Origin of the sequence: Bacillus sp. FJAT-27986, assembly GCF_001685035.1 — a bacterium.
Taxonomy (GTDB): Bacteria; Bacillota; Bacilli; order Bacillales; family Pradoshiaceae; genus Pradoshia.
The window spans coordinates 189,092-207,109 of record NZ_MAYV01000014.1 but is presented as its reverse complement, the minus strand read 5'-3'; the positions used below and the strand labels follow the sequence as shown (position 1 = coordinate 207,109).

The window sequence follows — 18,018 nt, the reverse complement described above, 5'->3', positions numbered from 1 at the left end:
TAAGGCTCATTTTTGGTTTGTGAATGAGGGTTAACTTAATAACCTCTGACCATGTGGTAAGACCAGTAGAATTAGGATGGAGTTATATGAGAAAGTGTGTATCCCTTAAATATTAAGTACTGAATATAGATGTTAGGATGTGGATTTTAAATGGCAACTGATTATGATTTGGTCATTTTGGGCGGTGGCACAGGCGGCTATGTAGCAGCCATAAGAGGCTCCCAGTTAGGTTTGAGAACAGCTATTGTTGAAAAGGGCAAGCTAGGCGGAACCTGTCTCCATGCTGGATGCATACCGTCAAAAGCACTTTTACGCAGTGCTGAGGTCTACCAAACTATCAAACATGCAGAAGAGTTTGGTGTGGAAGTATCCGAACCTCGTCTAAATTTTCTAAAGGCACAGGAAAGAAAAGAAAGAATCGTTGAACAGCTCCATAAAGGTGTGCAACATCTAATCAAACAAGGAAAAATCGATTTATATGAAGGGTATGGACGCATTCTTGGACCATCCATATTTTCGCCAATGCCAGGGACCATTTCAGTTGAGATGAATAATGGAATGGAAAATGAAATGTTAATTCCGAAAAATGTCATTATTGCAACAGGTTCAAGACCAAAATCCTTGCCGGGTTTAAAAATTGACGGTGAATTCGTAATGACATCAGATGAAGCTTTACAGCTATCCGAATTACCATCTTCTTTGCTTGTTATCGGAGGAGGAGTTATTGGAGTAGAATGGGCATCCATGATGGCTGATTTTGGAGTAGAGGTAACTATACTGGAATACGCAGATCGTCTTATACCAACAGAAGACCGAGATATTTCGAAAGAGATGCAAAGGATCTTAAAGAAAAAAGGTATTAGGATCGTTACTAGAGCAAAAGTAATGCCAGAAACGCTGCAAACTGGACAGGGCGTATCCATATCCGCAGAATTAAACGGAGAAAAGAAGGAATATAAGGCTGAAAAAATTCTTGTATCGGTTGGTCGCCAGGCTAATGTTGAAGGGATTGGTCTTCAAAACACCGATATACAAATTGATAACGGCGTAATAGCTGTTAATGAGTTTTATCAAACAAAGGAATCGCATATCTATGCCATTGGTGATGTGATTGGAGGCATGCAACTGGCTCATGTCGCAAGCCATGAAGGAATCACTGCAGTGGAGCATATAGCTAACCAAAGTCCACATCCTATCCAATACGATTTTATTTCCAGATGCATATATAGTAGTCCTGAGGCAGCAAGTGTAGGAATCACAGAAGATGAAGCTATTCAGCGCGGTCATAAGGTCAAGGTCGGAAAATTCCCGTTCAAAGCAATTGGAAAGGCATTGGTCTTCGGAGAGTCAGACGGTTTTGTGAAAATGATTTCTGATGAAGAAACGGATGATTTATTAGGTGTACATATGATTGGCCCGCATGTAACAGATATGATTTCTGAGGCAGGCTTGGCCCTTGTATTAAATGCTTCAGCTTGGGAGGTTGCTCATACTATTCATCCGCATCCTTCATTGTCTGAAGTGATTGGAGAAGCAGCTCTGGCTGTTGATGGAAAAGCGATTCATTCGTAAAAATTTGAGCAAGGCTTTAGAGGAGGTTTACTAAATGACAAAAAACAGGCATGAAGTCCTGGGATTAACGGACGAAATGGTATTGGAAATGTATGAAACAATGCTGATGGCAAGGCGTATAGATGAAAGAATGTGGCTGTTAAATCGCTCTGGGAAAATTCCGTTTGTGATTTCCTGTCAGGGTCAGGAGGCAGCTCAGGTTGGAGCAGCTTTTGCCCTTGATAGGGAAAAGGATTATGTACTGCCTTACTATCGCGATATGGGGGTAGTTCTAACATTTGGTATGACACCAACTGAGTTGATGCTCTCAGGATTTGCCAAGCAGGAAGATCCAAACTCCGGCGGCAGGCAGATGCCAGGTCATTTTGGTCAGAAGAAAAATCGAATTGTAACAGGATCATCGCCGGTTACCACTCAAGTTCCCCATGCAGTCGGAATCGCATTGGCTGGAAAAATGGAAATGAAAGATTTGGTTACATTTGTAACTTTTGGTGAAGGTTCATCAAATCAGGGAGATTTTCATGAAGGTGCCAATTTTGCTGGTGTACATAAACTCCCTGTTATTTTTATGGTTGAAAATAATAAATATGCGATTTCGGTACCAATTGAAAAACAATTAGCCTGTGAAAAAGTGTCAGACCGAGCTATTGGATATGGGATGCCTGGTGTCACAGTAGATGGCAATGATCCGCTCGAAGTGTATAAAGCTGTTAAAGAGGCTGCTGACCGTGCCCGACGCGGGGAAGGCCCTTCTTTGGTTGAAACTGTATCCTACCGGCTTACTCCGCACTCAAGTGATGATGATGATCGAAGCTACCGTGCTCGAGATGAAGTGGAAAAGGCAAAAACGGAGGATCCGATTCTCACATTTGGGGCGTATTTAAAGGAAATTGACCTTCTGGATGAAGAGAAAGAAACAGAAATCAATAAAAGGGTCATGAAAATCGTAAATGAAGCAACAGATTACGCTGAAAATGCTCCGTATGCAAAAGCAGAAGATGCTTTGAAGTTTGTATATGCTGAGACGGAAGGAGAGTAAACCATGCCTGTCATTTCATATATCGATGCAATAACCATGGCGATGAAAGAAGAAATGGAACGAGATGAAAAAGTTTTTATCCTTGGTGAAGATGTTGGCAGAAAAGGAGGAGTGTTTAAGGCTACAAACGGGCTGTACGAGCAATTTGGTGAAGATCGAGTAATTGATACGCCTTTGGCTGAATCTGCTATTGCGGGGGTAGGAATCGGAGCTGCAATGTATGGAATGCGACCGATTGCAGAAATACAATTTGCGGATTTTATTATGCCGGCAATAAACCAAATCATTTCTGAGGCTGCCAAAATCCGCTATCGGTCCAATAATGATTGGCATTGTCCGATGGTCATACGTGCTCCTTACGGTGGTGGGGTACACGGTGCCTTATATCATTCACAATCAGTAGAGGCCATTTTTGCCAATCAGCCTGGTTTAAAAATTGTTATGCCATCTACACCATACGACGCAAAAGGGCTTTTAAAAGCAGCAATACGTGATGAAGACCCTGTACTTTTCTTTGAGCATAAACGTGCGTACCGTCTGATCAAAGGGGAAGTCTCCAATGATGATTATGTATTGCCGATAGGCAAAGCGGATGTAAAAAGGGATGGAGATGATATTACGGTTATCACTTATGGACTTTGTGTTCACTTTGCGCTTCAGGCTGCTGAAAAATTAGCTCAGGATGGAATCTCAGTGCATGTTTTAGATTTAAGGACAGTGTATCCCCTCGATAAGGAAGCAATTATCGAGGCTTCCTCCAAAACTGGTAAAGTGCTATTGATAACGGAAGATACGAAGGAAGGCAGCATAATAAGCGAGGTGGCGGCGATCATTGCCGAGAACTGCTTGTTTGAGCTGGATGCACCAATTAAACGTTTAGCAGGTCCTGATCTTCCGGCGATGCCATATGCTCCAACTATGGAAAAATATTTTATGGTCAACCCGGAAAAAGTGGAAAAAGCCATGAGAGAATTAGCAGAATTTTAAACTGATTGCGAAAGGAGATAAATAGCGAATGCCAATAGAACAGATGAAAATGCCGCAGCTTGGGGAGAGTGTAACAGAAGGGACGATCTCGAGCTGGCTTGTAAAGCCCGGTGACCGAGTGAATAAATATGACCCGATAGCTGAAGTAATGACGGATAAAGTGAATGCCGAAGTTCCATCTTCCTTTACTGGAGTAATTAAAGATTTGATTGCAGCAGAGGGAGAGACACTTCCTGTCGGGGAAGTCATGTGCAGTATCCAACTAGCAGGAGAGCCTGATAGTTCTGAAGAGGCACCAAAGGAAGAAAAGAATCATTCTGAGGAAAAAAGTGAATCGCTAATTCAGACCGACCAATCTAATAAGGCACGTTATTCTCCGGCCGTATTAAAATTATCCCAGGAACATGGGATTAACCTCGAAAACGTGGCTGGAAGCGGAGCCGGCGGTCGAATTACTCGTAAAGACATTTTGAAAGCTGTGGAGAGCGGCACTGCTGCTAAGGCCCAAGTTAACATTGAAAATGCTGAACCGAAAGCGGATACTCAGATGTATGAGCCTAATTTGGGTGTAAAGCAAAAATCATCAGGCAGTGATATGAAGATAGAAAGTGGAGATCGAGAAATACCTGTAACTGGTATAAGGAAAGCTATTGCACAAAATATGGTGCGTTCTAAACATGAGATTCCGCATGCATGGACAATGGTGGAAGCGGATGTAACCAATCTCGTTCAATACCGTGATTCACTTAAGAAGGAATTTAGGCAAAAGGAAGGCTATAATCTAACTTATTTTGCCTTTTTTGTTAAAGCGGTTGCTCAAGCATTAAAAGAGTTTCCAGAAATGAATTCAATGTGGGCTGGAGATAAAATTGTCAGGAAAAAAGATATTAACATCTCGATTGCTGTGTCGACGGATGAAGCGTTGTATGTTCCGGTTATTAAATTTGCAGATGAAAAAACAATTAAAGGGATTGCACGTGAAATTAATGAATTGGCTGAAAAGGTCCGTTCCGGTAAATTAAAGTCCGAGGATATGCAGGGCGGTACCTTTACGGTAAATAATACTGGTTCATTTGGATCCATCCAATCGATGGGAATTATAAACCATCCACAGGCAGCTATCTTGCAAGTGGAGTCAATTGTCAAGAAACCAGTTGTCATGCACGGCAATATGATTGCTATCCGGGATCGGGTCAATTTATGTCTATCACTAGATCACCGTATTCTTGATGGATTGGTATGCGGAAGGTTTTTGGCTCGAGTGAAAGATATCCTGGAACATATCACAAGCGAAAATACACCGCTATATTAATAGAAAACATGAGGGCACACAGTATGTGTGTCTTCTTTTATCTACTTGAATCATTTCCCAAGAAATAATTTACTGGATTAAATGAAAACAATGAAGTTCCTCTGAAGAATGGACATTGTATACACCTGTGAATTCATCGACGTTTTTCTTTTCATTTTATTTTAAAGGAATTTTTCTCGGAGTTGAAGAAATGATAGAGTGACTGCCGTCTGATTAAGGGGATGGATGTAGCTATGCACTATTTGATAGAACCAATAGCATTTGTGAAGAATAGCAGGAAAGAAATAATGGATGATGATTGGGGTGCTATTGTATCGTCCATTGAACTGGCTGAGAATATAAGTCAATCGTCTTTAAAAGGTATACACGAATTCTCTCATTTAGAAATTATTTTTTATTTTGACAAAGTAGATGATAGAAATATTCAGTATGAAGCAAGACATCCCAGAAATAAAGAATTTCCCGAGGTAGGCATCTTTGCACAAAGAGGGAAGAATCGGCCGAATAAGCTTGGGGTTACAATCGTTGAATTGGTGGGAGTTGAACAGAGAGTATTAACTGTTAAAGGGCTAGATGCTCTGGATGGTACCCCTATCATAGATATTAAGCCTGTAATGAAAGAATTTTTGCCAAAAGAAAGAGTTCTTCAACCCACCTGGTCAAATACTTTAATGGAGAAGTATTGGTGAATTGATTGAATAATGATTTAAGAAGATTTGGACTATTTTTCCTTTTATTGGAGAAAAAGGTCGTTTGCATGATAAGATTAATTAACATACTATTTCGTTAATTGGCGAGGGGAGGGAGCTTTCTTTTAGTAGAAAGCAAGCTATGAAGATAAAGGATGCGAAGAATGATAGGTTTCAACAGACAACAGTGGAGGAGTGGGAAAAAGCAGTTCTAAAATCTTTAAAGGGAAAAGAACTGGACACATTACACACTCAAACGTTTGAAAAAATCATTTTGAAACCGCTTTACAATTTGGATTCAGAAAAAGATGAAGTACCCGTACCCGGTAAACCTCCTTATACAAGAGGAATCTATGAAAATGGCTATCAGCATCACCCGCTAAAAATTTGCCAAGTGGCAACAGGAAGCAATATTAAGGGAACTATACTCGAGGCATTGGAGAATGGGCAAAATACGATTTCCTTTGATGTAAACAAAATGGGCAGTGAAGAACTTATCAAACTATTGAATGATTTGCCGATTGAGGACTATCCTTTATTTCTACAGGCTGGTTCTGGTAACCGGCAGGAAATCATTATGGAAAAGTTAGCTGAGGTTAACGGGCTATCTGATCAACAAGGAGCAGTGGTACGAGATTTAATTACTGAATGGGCTGAAAGAGGGTCTATACCTACTAAAGAAAACAATGCCTTATCTGATTGGTTTCACTATATAAAGAACTGGAATCTATCTTCCCCAACAATAAAAACAATTCTGGTCAATAGTAGGCCTTATCATGAAGCAGGTGCAGATGCCGTCAAAGAGATTGCGTATTCATTATCACTTGGTGCACATTATGTATTTGAAGGCATGCAGGCAGGGTTATCAGCACAAGAAACGGCAGAAAAAATAATTTTTTCATTCTCGATTGATTCCTCCTTTTTCATGCAAATTGCCAAACTTCGAGCTGCGCGAAAGCTTTGGTTTGCGGTTGGTAAATCATATGGTCAGGAAAACAACTTTAAAATGGACATCCATGCACAGACCTCATTAAGAAATAAAACGGGGTTTGATCATTATGTAAATCTCCTCCGTTCAACAAATGAAGCATTGGCAGCAGTAATTGGGAACTGTCAGTATCTCACGGTCATCCCATTCGATCAATTGCAAAGAGAAAAGAGTTCTCTTGGAAAACGCCTGGCAAGAAACATTCCACATATTCTTAGGGAAGAGAGCATGTTAATGAAAACAGCTGATCCAGGCGGGGGTTCTTACTATTTGGAGGCTTTAACAGATGAACTGTGTCAACAGGCATGGGATCAGTTTATTAAACTGGAGAAAAAAGGCGGTATTCTTTCAGAGTTAAAGAAGGGGCAAATACAAGGAGAGTTAACGGAGCTAGCTAAAAACAGATTATCAGCGGTAGCTATTAGGAAGGAAAAGATGGTGGGTACAAATGTGTATGCAAATCCAAAGGAAGAACGACCGGATCTGGCACAGAATTTAATAGAAACGCAAAGCATTCAAAAGAGTGAAAAAGAAATATTCCCGCTTAAACCAATCCGTTTAGCATCAGAATTTGAAGCTATTAGATCGATGAATTTGACCTGGGGCAATGAGATGGAGCAACGGCAAAGAATCATAGTGATTGGACTGGGCAGCGTCTCTCAATCTAAGCCATATATTGATCTTTCAAAAGAAGTATTGGCGGCAGGGGGTCTGAGTTATACAGAGCGAACCGGAATAGTAAATCAAGAAATGCTGGAAGAGATAATAAGAGGTTGCCAGGGAAGCTATTTCCTGATATGCGGTGATGAGAATCACCTGAATACGCCATTATCCAATTTAAAAGTAGACAGCAATATGCATATTTATGCAGTGGGGAATTTTGATTTGGCTATCAAGGAATTTAATTGGAAGAAAATTGACCGACATACAAATATGATTGACCTATTAACCATATTGTCATCAAGGCAGGGGGTAAAGGCATGAAAAAACCGGATTTTTCACAAATAGATTGGCAGTCTGTCCATGAGGATTTCGTTTCAGATTCAGCAGATATACGTTCGGATATTCCTGACTTTGAAACAAATGAGCAAATACCGTTAAAGCCTCTATATAATCGGGATGATTTAGAACTGGTGGAGCATGTACCGTCCTTCCCGGGGATTGCTCCCTTTACGCGGGGGCCATATGCAGCGATGTATGTAAACCGCCCATGGACAGTTCGCCAATATGCAGGCTTTTCTACTGCTGAAGAATCGAATGCTTTTTACAGACGGAATTTGGAGATGGGACAAAAAGGGTTATCGGTTGCATTTGATTTAGCGACTCATCGAGGCTATGATTCTGATCATCCGCGTGTGGTTGGGGATGTTGGGAAAGCGGGAGTTGCGATTGATTCGATAGAAGACATGAAAATACTATTTTCCGGTATACCACTAGAGAAAATGTCTGTGTCGATGACAATGAATGGTGCCGTATTGCCGATAATGGCATTTTATATTGCTACAGCAAAAGAACAGGGCGTAGATTCATCACGGCTTACCGGTACGATACAGAATGATATTTTAAAAGAATATATGGTACGTAATACATATATTTACCCACCAGCTATGTCTATGAAAATTATTGCCGATATCTTTGAGTATACCTCCGCTCATATGCCGAAATTTAATAGTATATCAATCTCTGGCTATCATATGCAGGAGGCAGGAGCACCTGCGGATTTGGAGCTTGCCTATACACTGGCTGATGGAATTGAGTATGTGAGAACAGGATTGAAAGCGGGCATAGCTATTGATACATTTGCCCCACGTTTATCGTTTTTTTGGGGTATCGGTATGAACTATTTTATGGAAGTTGCTAAGCTAAGAGCGGCTCGCTTTTTATGGTCAAAACTTATGAAGCAATTTGATCCGAAAAATGAAAAATCGCTGGCACTTAGAACACATTCGCAAACATCCGGTTGGAGCCTTGCTGAACAAGATCCCTTCAATAATATCGCCAGAACTTTAATAGAGGCACACGCAGCGGCACTTGGGCATACTCAATCCTTACATACAAATGCTTTTGATGAAGCGATTGCGCTGCCGACAGAGTTTTCAGCTAGTATCGCCAGGAATACGCAGTTATTCCTGCAGGAGGAAACCGGAATTACAAATGTTATTGATCCATGGGGTGGTTCCTATTATGTCGAGTCCTTAACGAATCGTTTAATTGAGAAAGCATGGGCACATTTGGAGGAAATTGAACAGCTTGGAGGGATGGCCAAGGCAATTGAATCCGGTATTCCAAAGATGAGGATTGAGGAAGCTGCTGCACGCCGGCAAGCCAAAATTGATTCCGGTGAAGAAATCATGATTGGAATCAATCAATACCGGACAGAAGAAAAAGAAGAATTTGATATCCTTGAAATTGATAATTCAAAGGTCCGCGAACAGCAGATTAAACGACTCGAAACGATTAAGGGTACGCGTAATCAGGAACAAGTTACAAAAACACTGAATGCATTGACCAAAGCTGCACAGTCTGGAGAAGGCAATTTGTTGGAATTGGCTGTTGAGGCAGCCATTGCGAGAGCAACTCTTGGTGAAATCTCGGATGCGATAGAAGCGGTATCGGGTCGCCACCGCGCTGTTATCCGAACAATCAGCGGAGTCTATGGTTCCCATTATCGGGAGTTAGATAAAATCAATGAAGTTAGAGAATTAACAGAGGAATTTTTGCTTAATGAGGGTCGCCGTCCTCGAATATTAATTGCTAAAATGGGTCAGGACGGTCATGACCGTGGGGCCAAAATTGTTGCATCAGCTTATGCAGATCTTGGATTTGATGTCGATATGGGTCCTTTATTTCAAACACCGGAGGAATCTGCTAAACAGGCAGTTGAAAATGATGTGCATGTCATTGGGATGAGTTCTTTAGCCGGAGGGCATAAAACATTGTTGCCTCAATTGGCCAGTGAACTAAAAAAACTTGGCCGGGAGGATATCGTCATTATTGCAGGAGGCGTCATACCGGAGCAGGACTATGATTATTTATACGAGCATGGAGCTTCAGCTATATTTGGTCCTGGAACCGTCATACCGGAAGCGGCTATCAAAATAGTAAATGAAATTTATAAAAGGCTAGGGTATGAGGAAGTGTCCAGTCATGACAGACCATAATCAGCAATACGAAAGAAAAAGATATAAGAGAGTCCATACGAAGCCCGTTGATACAGAGGAAATTGTCCGGAACTTAAAAGCCGGGCAATTACAAGCATTATCAAAAGCCATTACTTTCGTTGAAAGCAAAGGGGACGTTTATCGTCCGCAGGCTGAAGAGATTTTGCAATCTATCCTCCCCTTTACAGGGAATTCAATTCGCATCGGTATTAGTGGGGTTCCAGGGGCAGGAAAGAGTACATTTATTGAGAATATGGGGCTATTTTTATGTGAGCTTGGGTATAAAGTGGCCGTACTTGCCATTGACCCCAGCTCTTCCATCAGCGGAGGCAGTATACTTGGAGATAAGACTAGGATGGAAGAACTTTCGAAACATCCAAATGCCTTTATCCGCCCGACCCCATCAGGAGGTAAATTAGGCGGTGTGCACCGTAAAACAAGAGAAAGCATGATGATTTGTGAGGCTGCCGGATATTCAGTGATCTTAGTAGAAACGGTTGGAGTGGGACAAAGTGAAGCTGAAGTCAGGGATATGGTAGATTTTTTTCTGCTGCTGACTCTTACGGGTGCAGGAGACGAACTGCAAGGAATGAAAAAAGGCATCCTTGAGCTTGTCGATGGAATAGCTGTTAATAAAGCTGATGGGGAAAATGAAAAGCTAGCAATGCGAGCGAAAGAGGAATACCGTCAAATCCTCCGTGATCATATACCGGCTACAAAGGATTGGACTGTCAGGACGTTTGCTTGTTCAGCCTTGCATAAACAGGGTCTGAATGAAATTTGGGAGGCCATTATAGAATTTTCCGTTTTCACAAAGGAAACAGGTGAATTTTCGAATAGGCGAAAACGGCAGGTCACAAAATGGTTTGAGAGTGAAGTAGAACAGCAAATCATTGATCATTTTTATACCGATAAAGCTGTTAAGAAACTATTACCGATTATCGAAGCAAGTGTCAGAGATGGAGAGAAAATAGTTTCAAAAGCAGCTGCTGAATTATTTCATCTGTATTTTTTTTCGAAGGATAAGTAAAATGTAGAGTAGTACATAAAAAAGATGGATAGCCTTATGGCTATCCAAAAGTTTAGGAGTATAGGGGGTCATCTTAATTAAAGGTACTATTCCCATGTGTAAGTAAACTAAACCTGTCATCTGGAATATTTTATAAAAAACGGCTGCTCTGATACTATAAGGGTAGCTCCGATAGAAAGGAAGATGTTTAAGTGAGCATGAATTTTAATTTATTTATGAACGACGTGGTTCGCCAGGCTCGTCAGGAAATACAAAATGCAGGTTACAAAGAATTAACAACTGCAGAAGAAGTAGATGAGACTCTAAGCAAAAAGGGAACAACGCTTGTTATGGTTAACTCTGTTTGTGGATGTGCAGGTGGTATTGCTCGTCCTGCTGCTTATCATGCAGTGAATTATGATAAAAGACCAGACCAATTGGTAACGGTCTTTGCCGGTCAGGATAAAGAAGCTACTGCCAGAGCAAGAGAATACTTTACGGGCTATCCGCCTTCCTCTCCATCATTCGCTCTTTTAAAAGATGGAAAAATCATTAAAATGGTTGAGCGTCATGAGATTGAAGGGCATGAACCTTTAGAAGTAATTGAAAATCTGCAAAAAATGTTTGATGAATATTGTGAAGAAGTCTAATCGATCTTACCTCAGGTGAAAAGAGGAAAATAAGCTCAAAAAAGATAAGAATGAAAATGTCTAAATATAATAAAATTCTGTATATAATTTTATTATAATGTTATGGGAGAAGTATCATTTTTTGATACTTCTTTTTTAGTTTAACGCGTGAAAACTCAAGAAAAATTAATTATATATACATAATAATTAAATATTTTGCAAAACAGATTTTATGTGTTAAAATACATTTTGTTGCATATATATAATATTTATTAAATCTTAAAATATAGTTTGATAGTTTAATTGTGTAAGGAAATGAAAACTATCATCATGAAAAACACATTATAGTGGGGGTAAAGGACAATGAAAAAATGGTTGCTTAGTTTATTGACAGCAGTATTAGCAGTTTCGGTATTAACGGCTTGTGGAAGTTCTGACGAGTCAGGAAATGGTTCTGAAGATGAAAAAGTTTTAAAAATGGCTACATCGGCTGATTATAAACCATTCGAATACATTGATACAGCGAAAAGTGATGAAATTATCGGATTTGATGTAGATTTGGCAAAAGCGATTGCTGGGAAACTTGGTTATAAAGTAGAAGTTGTCGATATGGATTTTGGCGGTTTAGTAACGGCTGTGAAAAATGGACAAGCTGATTTTGTTATGGCTGGGATGACTCCAACTGAGGAGCGTGAAAAGAATGTGGATTTCTCTGATATTTATTACACAGCAAACCATATGATTGTCACTTCAAAAGATAACAAAATCGAATCAGTTAAAGATCTGGAAAATAAAACTGTCGGGGTACAAATGGGTTCTATTCAAGAAGAAAAAGCTCAGGAATTAGCTAAAACAACAAAAATGACAGTTGAAAACCGTGACAAAATTCCTGAATTGGTACAGGAAATAAAATCTGAACGTTTTGATGCGGCTATTATTGAAGATTTAGTGGCACAAGGGTATCTTGATAAGAATGAAGATTTAACAGGATTCCTTCTTGAAGGAGATGCAGAAGAAGTTGGATCTGCCATTGCTTTCAAAAAAGGCAGTGAATTGCGCGATCAATTTAATGAAGAGTTGAAAAAGATGAAAGAAAATGGTGAACTTGAAGAGTTAGTTCTAAAATGGTTTGGCGGAGACGCTGAATAATAATTTCAGAAAGGGAGAACCCCTTTCTGAAATTTTCTTTTTATTAACAGTGATAGGAGAAAGTACATGAATCTTGATTTTACAGATATTATCCCTTCCATGCCCTATATAATGGAAGGTGTATATACGACATTGCAAATAGCAGCATTGGCTGCATTGTTTGGTTTCTTTCTTGGAACCATTATAGCCTTATGCAAAATCACTACAATTAAGCCGCTCATTTGGTTATCAGATTTTTATACATCTATATTTAGGGGTACTCCATTAGTTCTTCAATTAATGATTATTTATTTTGCTTCACCGCAATTATTTGGTTTTCAGATTGAAGGGTATTGGGCAGCAGTTTTAGCATTTTCTTTAAACTCGGCTGCATATATTTCCGAAATTATCCGTGGGGGGGTTCTTGCGGTAGATAAGGGTCAAAGGGAAGCGGCCATGGCACTTGGTGTTCCATACAGCAGCATGATGGCCAATATCATCCTTCCGCAGGCATATAAAAATATTTTACCTGCCTTAATGAATGAATTCATCACGCTTACAAAGGAATCTGCGATCGTTACAACTATTGGCGTAATGGATATCATGAGACGCGCATACCAAGTTGGGGGACAAACCTTCCAATATTTAGAGCCGCTTCTGTTTGCAGGTTTAATCTATTACGTACTGGTTATGATTTTAACGCTAATCGGAAAAATGCTTGAAAAGAGGTTGCAGCACTGATGATTAAAGTAAAAGAGCTATATAAAAGCTATGGAAAGCTGGAAGTTCTAAAGGGGATTTCCACAGAGATAAAAGAAGGAGAAGTGATTGCTGTAATTGGACCATCCGGTTCCGGTAAATCAACATTTCTTCGTTGTATGAACCTAATGGAAAAACCAACTGGCGGACAGATTTGGATAAAGGGTGAGGAGATTACTGCACCGAAAACAGATGTGTTAGCGATGCGTCAGAATGTAGGAATGGTATTCCAGCACTTTTATCTGTTCCCTCATAAGACGGTTTTGGAAAACATCATGTACGCACCAATGAAAGTCCGCAAAGTCAAGAAAGAGCAAGCCAAAAAGGAAGCAATGGAACTATTGGCAAAAGTAGGAATGGAAGATAAAGCGAATGTGTATCCTGAACGCCTCTCCGGCGGTCAAAAACAAAGGGTAGCCATAGCGCGAGCGTTAGCCATGAAACCTGAAATTATGCTGTTTGATGAACCTACTTCAGCGCTTGATCCTGAGATGGTGAAAGAAGTACTCGAAGTTATGAAATCACTGGCAACTTCAGGGATGACAATGGCGATTGTGACGCATGAAATGGGATTTGCCAAGGAAGTAGCCGATCGTGTTTTATTTTTAGATGGAGGAGTGATTGTGGAGGATGCCCCTCCGGCAGAGTTTTTCTCGAATCCTAAATCTGAACGTGCTAAAGACTTCTTGCAAAAGGTACTCTAAAAAGTTTATGCTATTAGTAAAAAGATGGTCTGATTTCAGAGCGTCTTTTTTGCATTAAATTGCATGAGAGGGACTACATAAACTATGTTTAAAATCGGATATCGAACCGTTAAAACGGCTATAGGGACTCCAATTGCTATATACATAGCCCAAATAATTGGGCTTCAGAGTTTTGCCTCTGCTGGAATCATTACTATATTGTGTATTCAAAGAACAAAAAAGCGATCGTTCAGGGCTGCCGGTGAGCGTTTCTTTGCCTGTTCATTGGCCATGGTTTATTCCTTTGCATTTTTTGAACTTCTCGGATATACACCTCCTGTCATTGGATTAATGCTGTTGTTTTTTATTCCGACAACTGTTGCATTAAATATTTCTGGCGGTATTGTGACAAGCAGTGTAATTATTTTGCACTTATACGCTTCTAATTCGATTACATTGTCAAGCTTACTTAATGAATTTTTACTAGTTGTCATTGGGATTACAGTTGCCTTTCTGGTTAACTTTTATATGCCGAACATGGAGCGGGAGCTAAAAAAATACCGAATGGATATTGAAAAGCTCTATAGTATTATTTTTAAGGAATTAAGTAATTATTTGGTGACAGGGAACAGTGCCTGGAGCGGTAAAGAGATTATAGATGCAGAAAATTTAATTCGAAAAGCGGTTTACTATGCAGCTTTGGAGGAAGAAAATCATAAAATAGTCGATGATGCCTCGTACTATCACTATTTTAAACTCCGTGAAAAACAGTTGAGTATCTTAAAGAGAATACTGCCTTTAGCTGCTAAGATGGATTTGTCGGGTGATGAGGTCAGTCATGAACTTGGTGAATACATTGGATTTTTAAGTGATAATGTTCATCATCATAATACCGCTAATGAATACATCGAGATGCTTGAGAAGTTAGTGAAGGAAGTAAAAAAGAAAGAAATTCCAACATCCTTCGATGATTTTGAGAAACGGGCCGCACTTTTCCAGCTGATCAAAGAATTGAAAGACTATCTAATAATCAAAAGTACAGTGAAACCACTGCCAAATTCTAAAGAAAAGAAATGAATGAAAACACAGTTCAGAGCCCATCCTAAACAAAAAGGATGGGTGTTTTTTATGAAATGGATGTCACTCTGGTTATTACTGCAAGTAATGTCTCCAATATGGCCTTTAGGACCCAACCCAATTCCCGGGGATCCGTTTATCGTGATTAATAAACAAACCAATCAGCTAGTATTTTATGTTGATAATCAGGAAAGATATCAATTTTCGATTGCTACTGGAAAGAATGATGAAGATACACCAGAGGGTCTGTTTACGATTATTACAAAATTCGAGGATCCTGAATACTCCAGAAAGTCGATTCCCGGTAATGATGAAAGAAACCCACTCGGCTCTAGATGGATGGGGTTTGATGCACGTAAAACGAATGGTAGAAATTACGGGATTCATGGAACGAATCAGGAGGATTCGATTGGAAAAAAGGTGTCTGCTGGATGTATCCGGATGAAAAATCAAGAAGTCCAGGTACTGTTTGAATTAGTTCCGCTTGGTACAAAGGTGTACATCTATGATAATTCAGAGCCTGCTTCTTTTTATGCGAGACTATTTCATGCCATAAACGAAAAAACCTCATCTGACTCTCCGTGAAGAGAAAAAGATGAGGTTTATTTTTTATAGGAAAGCTGACAAACCGGATAATAAGGTCACCGCGACCATCGTAAAAATCATAATATAAACGATTATCTTCTGTGTACGCTTTTTAGACATAGAGCTACACTCCTTTTACATTCTTCTATTTGATACTACTATGTTTAGCAAAACTCCTCAAGTCTAAAAAAAATTCATTCACTATTTGAGCAAAATATCTTTATAGAATTTTAAGAATGCTCTATTATTTAAGATAGGAAAATAAAGGGGGATTTGTATGCAAAAGGGAATTGATCATATCGGCATTGCTGTTCGTTCCATTTCGAAAGCGCTTCCTTTATATGAGGGGATTTTTGGTATGGTAAATGAAGGGGAAGAAATAGTCGAGAGCCAGGGAGTTAGGGTAGCTTTTTTATCCACTGGTAATACACGAATAGAGTTATTGGAGCCCTTGAATGAATCAAGTGCTGTTGCAAAATTTATTGCAAAAAGAGGGGAAGGCATACACCATATTGCGCTTGAAGTGAGTGATATTAAAGAAAGAATTAAAGAAATAAAGGATAATGGCATTCAATTGATTGATGAAGAACCCAGACCCGGAGCACATCATACACAAGTAGCTTTTATACATCCTAAGTCGGTACAGGGAGTTTTAGTAGAGGTTCTAGAGAAACCGGAACGGGAGGAATAAAATAGTGGATATGTATGAAAGAATAACCGAACTGTATGATAGAAAAAATGATATCGAGCTTGGTGGCGGATGGGATAAGATTGAAAAACAACACGAAAAAGGAAAATTGACAGCTAGAGAGAGAATCGATATTTTGATGGATGATAATAGCTTTGTTGAACTGAATGCTTTTGTTGAACATCGCAACAGAGACTTTGGTTTGGATCAAATAAAAGGGCCTGGCGATGGGGTTGTAACCGGCTATGGCAAAATTGATGGAAGGCCAGTTTATATTTTTTCTCAGGATTTTACCGTATTTGGCGGAGCATTGGGTGAGATGCATGCCAAGAAAATATCATCCATTATGGATTTGGCTGCTAAAAACGGAGCTCCAATAATAGGATTAAATGATTCCGGCGGAGCGAGAATTCAGGAGGGTGTCACCTCGCTGGATGGATATGGCCAGGTTTTTTACCGCAATGTTATCTACTCGGGCGTTGTACCGCAAATATCAGTTATCATGGGTCCATGTGCAGGTGGTGCCGTATATTCTCCAGCCATTACGGATTTCGTTTTTATGGTGGATCAAACAAGCCAAATGTTCATCACCGGTCCAAAAGTGATAGAAACCGTGACTGGGGAAAAAATTAGTTCAGAAGATTTAGGCGGAGCGAAAGTGCATAATTCTATTAGTGGAAATGCACATTTTGAAGGAAAAACTGAGGAAGAAACATTACGTTTGGTAAGGAAATTGCTTTCCTATCTGCCTTTAAATAATGAAGAAAAACCACCAGTAAGTGAATGGACTGAGCAAAATGATTATTGCCCTGATATTGCTGAATTGGTACCTTATGACGGTATCCGTCCTTATGATGTTAGGAAGGTTGTAAAAGCAGTAGTCGATCAGGATTCCTTCTTTGAAATCCAAGAGAGTTTTGCTCGAAACCTAGTGATTGGTTTAGCGAAAATTAAAGGTGAGACAGTCGGTTTGGTATGTAATCAACCGAAATATATGGCGGGAGGACTCGATATCAATTCTTCTGATAAGGCGGCAAGATTTATCCGTTTCTGTGATTCATTTAATATCCCGATTATTACATTTGAGGATGTAACGGGATTCTTTCCGGGAATTAAACAGGAGCATGGAGGAATTATTCGGCATGGTGCGAAAATTTTGTATGCTTATTCGGAAGCAACCGTTCCAAAATTAACGGTGATTTTAAGAAAAGCATATGGGGGAGCATATGTAGCCTTAAACAGTAAATCGATTGGGGCTGATCTTGTCTATGCTTGGCCGAATGCTGAAATCGCTGTGATGGGGCCACAAGGTGCAGCCAATATCATTTTTGCTAAAGAAATTAACAATAGCCCTGATCCTGAAGCCGTACGCCAACAAAAAATTGAAGAATACCGTGTAAAATTTGCTAATCCATATGTAGCGGCAAGTCAAGGGATGGTCGATGATGTTATCGATCCAAGAGAAACCCGAATTAAATTGGCACAGGCTTTAGAGATGCTTCGAACAAAAAAAGAATCAAGGCCGTCAAAAAAACATGGAAATATTCCGCTTTAATTAAATTGAAGAGTCCTATTAAGGGCTCTTTTCTTGTAAACTATTTTTTTTAATAAAGATTAATTTTATCTGATTATTAAACAGCTGACTAAAAGACTTGTAATTTCTAAATGATACTAACCGTACACCTCATTCCCTGAAAAAGGGAATGCCCAAA

General features: G+C 39.7%; 17 protein-coding genes. 16 read left to right on the top strand and 1 reads right to left on the bottom strand.

The window, feature by feature from the left end; all coding sequences use genetic code 11:
* The first annotated feature begins 150 nt into the window (after positions 1–150).
* The 14 genes from lpdA (at position 151) to A8L44_RS09590 (ending at position 15,618) form a co-directional block, all read left to right on the top strand.
* A complete protein-coding gene (lpdA, locus tag A8L44_RS09655; RefSeq protein ID WP_066104904.1) occupies positions 151–1,572 on the top strand; it encodes a dihydrolipoyl dehydrogenase in 1,422 nt (473 codons plus the stop codon).
* A 34-nt stretch (positions 1,573–1,606) separates the two neighbouring features.
* Complete coding sequence (locus tag A8L44_RS09650; protein WP_066104902.1) at positions 1,607–2,611, top strand: thiamine pyrophosphate-dependent dehydrogenase E1 component subunit alpha; 1,005 nt, start codon at positions 1,607–1,609, stop codon at positions 2,609–2,611.
* 3 nt (positions 2,612–2,614) lie between these two features.
* A complete protein-coding gene (locus A8L44_RS09645) occupies positions 2,615–3,598 on the top strand; it encodes an alpha-ketoacid dehydrogenase subunit beta (protein ID WP_066104899.1) in 984 nt (327 codons plus the stop codon).
* Positions 3,599–3,626: 28 nt separating this feature from the next.
* Positions 3,627–4,910, top strand: coding sequence for a dihydrolipoamide acetyltransferase family protein (locus A8L44_RS09640; protein WP_066104895.1), 1,284 nt, complete (start codon positions 3,627–3,629; stop codon positions 4,908–4,910).
* A 233-nt stretch (positions 4,911–5,143) separates the two neighbouring features.
* Positions 5,144–5,599, top strand: a complete 456-nt coding sequence (locus A8L44_RS09635) for an SAM-dependent methyltransferase (protein WP_066104892.1) — start codon at positions 5,144–5,146, stop codon at positions 5,597–5,599.
* A gap of 142 nt (positions 5,600–5,741) precedes the next feature.
* Entirely contained in the window at positions 5,742–7,571 is a 1,830-nt protein-coding gene (locus A8L44_RS09630) for a methylmalonyl-CoA mutase family protein (RefSeq protein WP_066104890.1), read from the top strand.
* Complete coding sequence (gene scpA, locus A8L44_RS09625) at positions 7,568–9,748, top strand: methylmalonyl-CoA mutase (RefSeq protein WP_066104887.1); 2,181 nt, start codon at positions 7,568–7,570, stop codon at positions 9,746–9,748. Before A8L44_RS09630 ends, scpA begins: the two co-directional genes overlap by 4 nt.
* On the top strand, positions 9,735–10,778 hold the full coding sequence (gene meaB, locus A8L44_RS09620; RefSeq protein ID WP_066104884.1) for a methylmalonyl Co-A mutase-associated GTPase MeaB: 1,044 nt from the start codon (positions 9,735–9,737) through the stop codon (positions 10,776–10,778). The genes scpA and meaB overlap by 14 nt, the downstream gene beginning before the upstream one ends.
* 191 nt (positions 10,779–10,969) lie before the next feature.
* Complete coding sequence (locus A8L44_RS09615) at positions 10,970–11,407, top strand: BrxA/BrxB family bacilliredoxin (protein WP_066104881.1); 438 nt, start codon at positions 10,970–10,972, stop codon at positions 11,405–11,407.
* 342 nt (positions 11,408–11,749) lie between these two features.
* The gene (locus A8L44_RS09610; RefSeq protein ID WP_066104877.1) at positions 11,750–12,535 is read left to right on the top strand and encodes a transporter substrate-binding domain-containing protein; all 786 of its coding nucleotides are present in this window, start codon (positions 11,750–11,752) and stop codon (positions 12,533–12,535) included.
* A 66-nt stretch (positions 12,536–12,601) separates the two neighbouring features.
* Positions 12,602–13,255, top strand: a complete 654-nt coding sequence (locus A8L44_RS09605; RefSeq protein WP_066104872.1) for an amino acid ABC transporter permease — start codon at positions 12,602–12,604, stop codon at positions 13,253–13,255.
* Positions 13,255–13,977 (top strand): amino acid ABC transporter ATP-binding protein, encoded by a 723-nt coding sequence (locus A8L44_RS09600; RefSeq protein ID WP_066104869.1) that lies wholly within the window; start codon positions 13,255–13,257, stop codon positions 13,975–13,977. The genes A8L44_RS09605 and A8L44_RS09600 overlap by 1 nt, the downstream gene beginning before the upstream one ends.
* Positions 13,978–14,061: 84 nt before the next feature.
* A complete protein-coding gene (locus A8L44_RS09595; protein ID WP_066104868.1) occupies positions 14,062–15,033 on the top strand; it encodes an aromatic acid exporter family protein in 972 nt (323 codons plus the stop codon).
* A gap of 51 nt (positions 15,034–15,084) precedes the next feature.
* The gene (locus A8L44_RS09590) at positions 15,085–15,618 is read left to right on the top strand and encodes a L,D-transpeptidase (protein WP_066105640.1); all 534 of its coding nucleotides are present in this window, start codon (positions 15,085–15,087) and stop codon (positions 15,616–15,618) included.
* Positions 15,619–15,642: 24 nt separating this feature from the next.
* Here the strand turns inward: A8L44_RS09590 and prli42 are convergent, their stop codons facing one another.
* A complete protein-coding gene (prli42, locus tag A8L44_RS18725) occupies positions 15,643–15,738 on the bottom strand; it encodes a stressosome-associated protein Prli42 (protein ID WP_139063836.1) in 96 nt (31 codons plus the stop codon).
* 157 nt (positions 15,739–15,895) lie between these two features.
* Between prli42 and mce the strand changes: the two genes are divergently transcribed.
* Complete coding sequence (gene mce / locus A8L44_RS09585) at positions 15,896–16,309, top strand: methylmalonyl-CoA epimerase (RefSeq protein ID WP_066104864.1); 414 nt, start codon at positions 15,896–15,898, stop codon at positions 16,307–16,309.
* Positions 16,310–16,319: 10 nt separating this feature from the next.
* Positions 16,320–17,861, top strand: a complete 1,542-nt coding sequence (locus A8L44_RS09580) for an acyl-CoA carboxylase subunit beta (protein WP_373925498.1) — start codon at positions 16,320–16,322, stop codon at positions 17,859–17,861.
* Positions 17,862–18,018: the final 157 nt, after the last annotated feature.

Bases quoted from the DNA above. Each gene is read 5' to 3' on its own strand.
- prli42 (WP_139063836.1), bottom strand. From the start codon at position 15,738: ATGTCTAAAAAGCGTACACAGAAGATAATCGTTTATATTATGATTTTT.
- A8L44_RS09645 (WP_066104899.1), top strand. From the start codon at position 2,615: ATGCCTGTCATTTCATATATCGATGCAATAACCATGGCGATGAAAGAA.
- mce (WP_066104864.1), top strand. From the start codon at position 15,896: ATGCAAAAGGGAATTGATCATATCGGCATTGCTGTTCGTTCCATTTCG.
- A8L44_RS09580 (WP_373925498.1), top strand. From the start codon at position 16,320: ATGTATGAAAGAATAACCGAACTGTATGATAGAAAAAATGATATCGAG.
- A8L44_RS09590 (WP_066105640.1), top strand. From the start codon at position 15,085: ATGAAATGGATGTCACTCTGGTTATTACTGCAAGTAATGTCTCCAATA.
- A8L44_RS09650 (WP_066104902.1), top strand. From the start codon at position 1,607: ATGACAAAAAACAGGCATGAAGTCCTGGGATTAACGGACGAAATGGTA.
- A8L44_RS09640 (WP_066104895.1), top strand. From the start codon at position 3,627: ATGCCAATAGAACAGATGAAAATGCCGCAGCTTGGGGAGAGTGTAACA.
- A8L44_RS09635 (WP_066104892.1), top strand. From the start codon at position 5,144: ATGCACTATTTGATAGAACCAATAGCATTTGTGAAGAATAGCAGGAAA.
- A8L44_RS09595 (WP_066104868.1), top strand. From the start codon at position 14,062: ATGTTTAAAATCGGATATCGAACCGTTAAAACGGCTATAGGGACTCCA.
- A8L44_RS09610 (WP_066104877.1), top strand. From the start codon at position 11,750: ATGAAAAAATGGTTGCTTAGTTTATTGACAGCAGTATTAGCAGTTTCG.
- meaB (WP_066104884.1), top strand. From the start codon at position 9,735: ATGACAGACCATAATCAGCAATACGAAAGAAAAAGATATAAGAGAGTC.
- A8L44_RS09600 (WP_066104869.1), top strand. From the start codon at position 13,255: ATGATTAAAGTAAAAGAGCTATATAAAAGCTATGGAAAGCTGGAAGTT.
- A8L44_RS09605 (WP_066104872.1), top strand. From the start codon at position 12,602: ATGAATCTTGATTTTACAGATATTATCCCTTCCATGCCCTATATAATG.
- A8L44_RS09630 (WP_066104890.1), top strand. From the start codon at position 5,742: ATGAAGATAAAGGATGCGAAGAATGATAGGTTTCAACAGACAACAGTG.
- lpdA (WP_066104904.1), top strand. From the start codon at position 151: ATGGCAACTGATTATGATTTGGTCATTTTGGGCGGTGGCACAGGCGGC.
- scpA (WP_066104887.1), top strand. From the start codon at position 7,568: ATGAAAAAACCGGATTTTTCACAAATAGATTGGCAGTCTGTCCATGAG.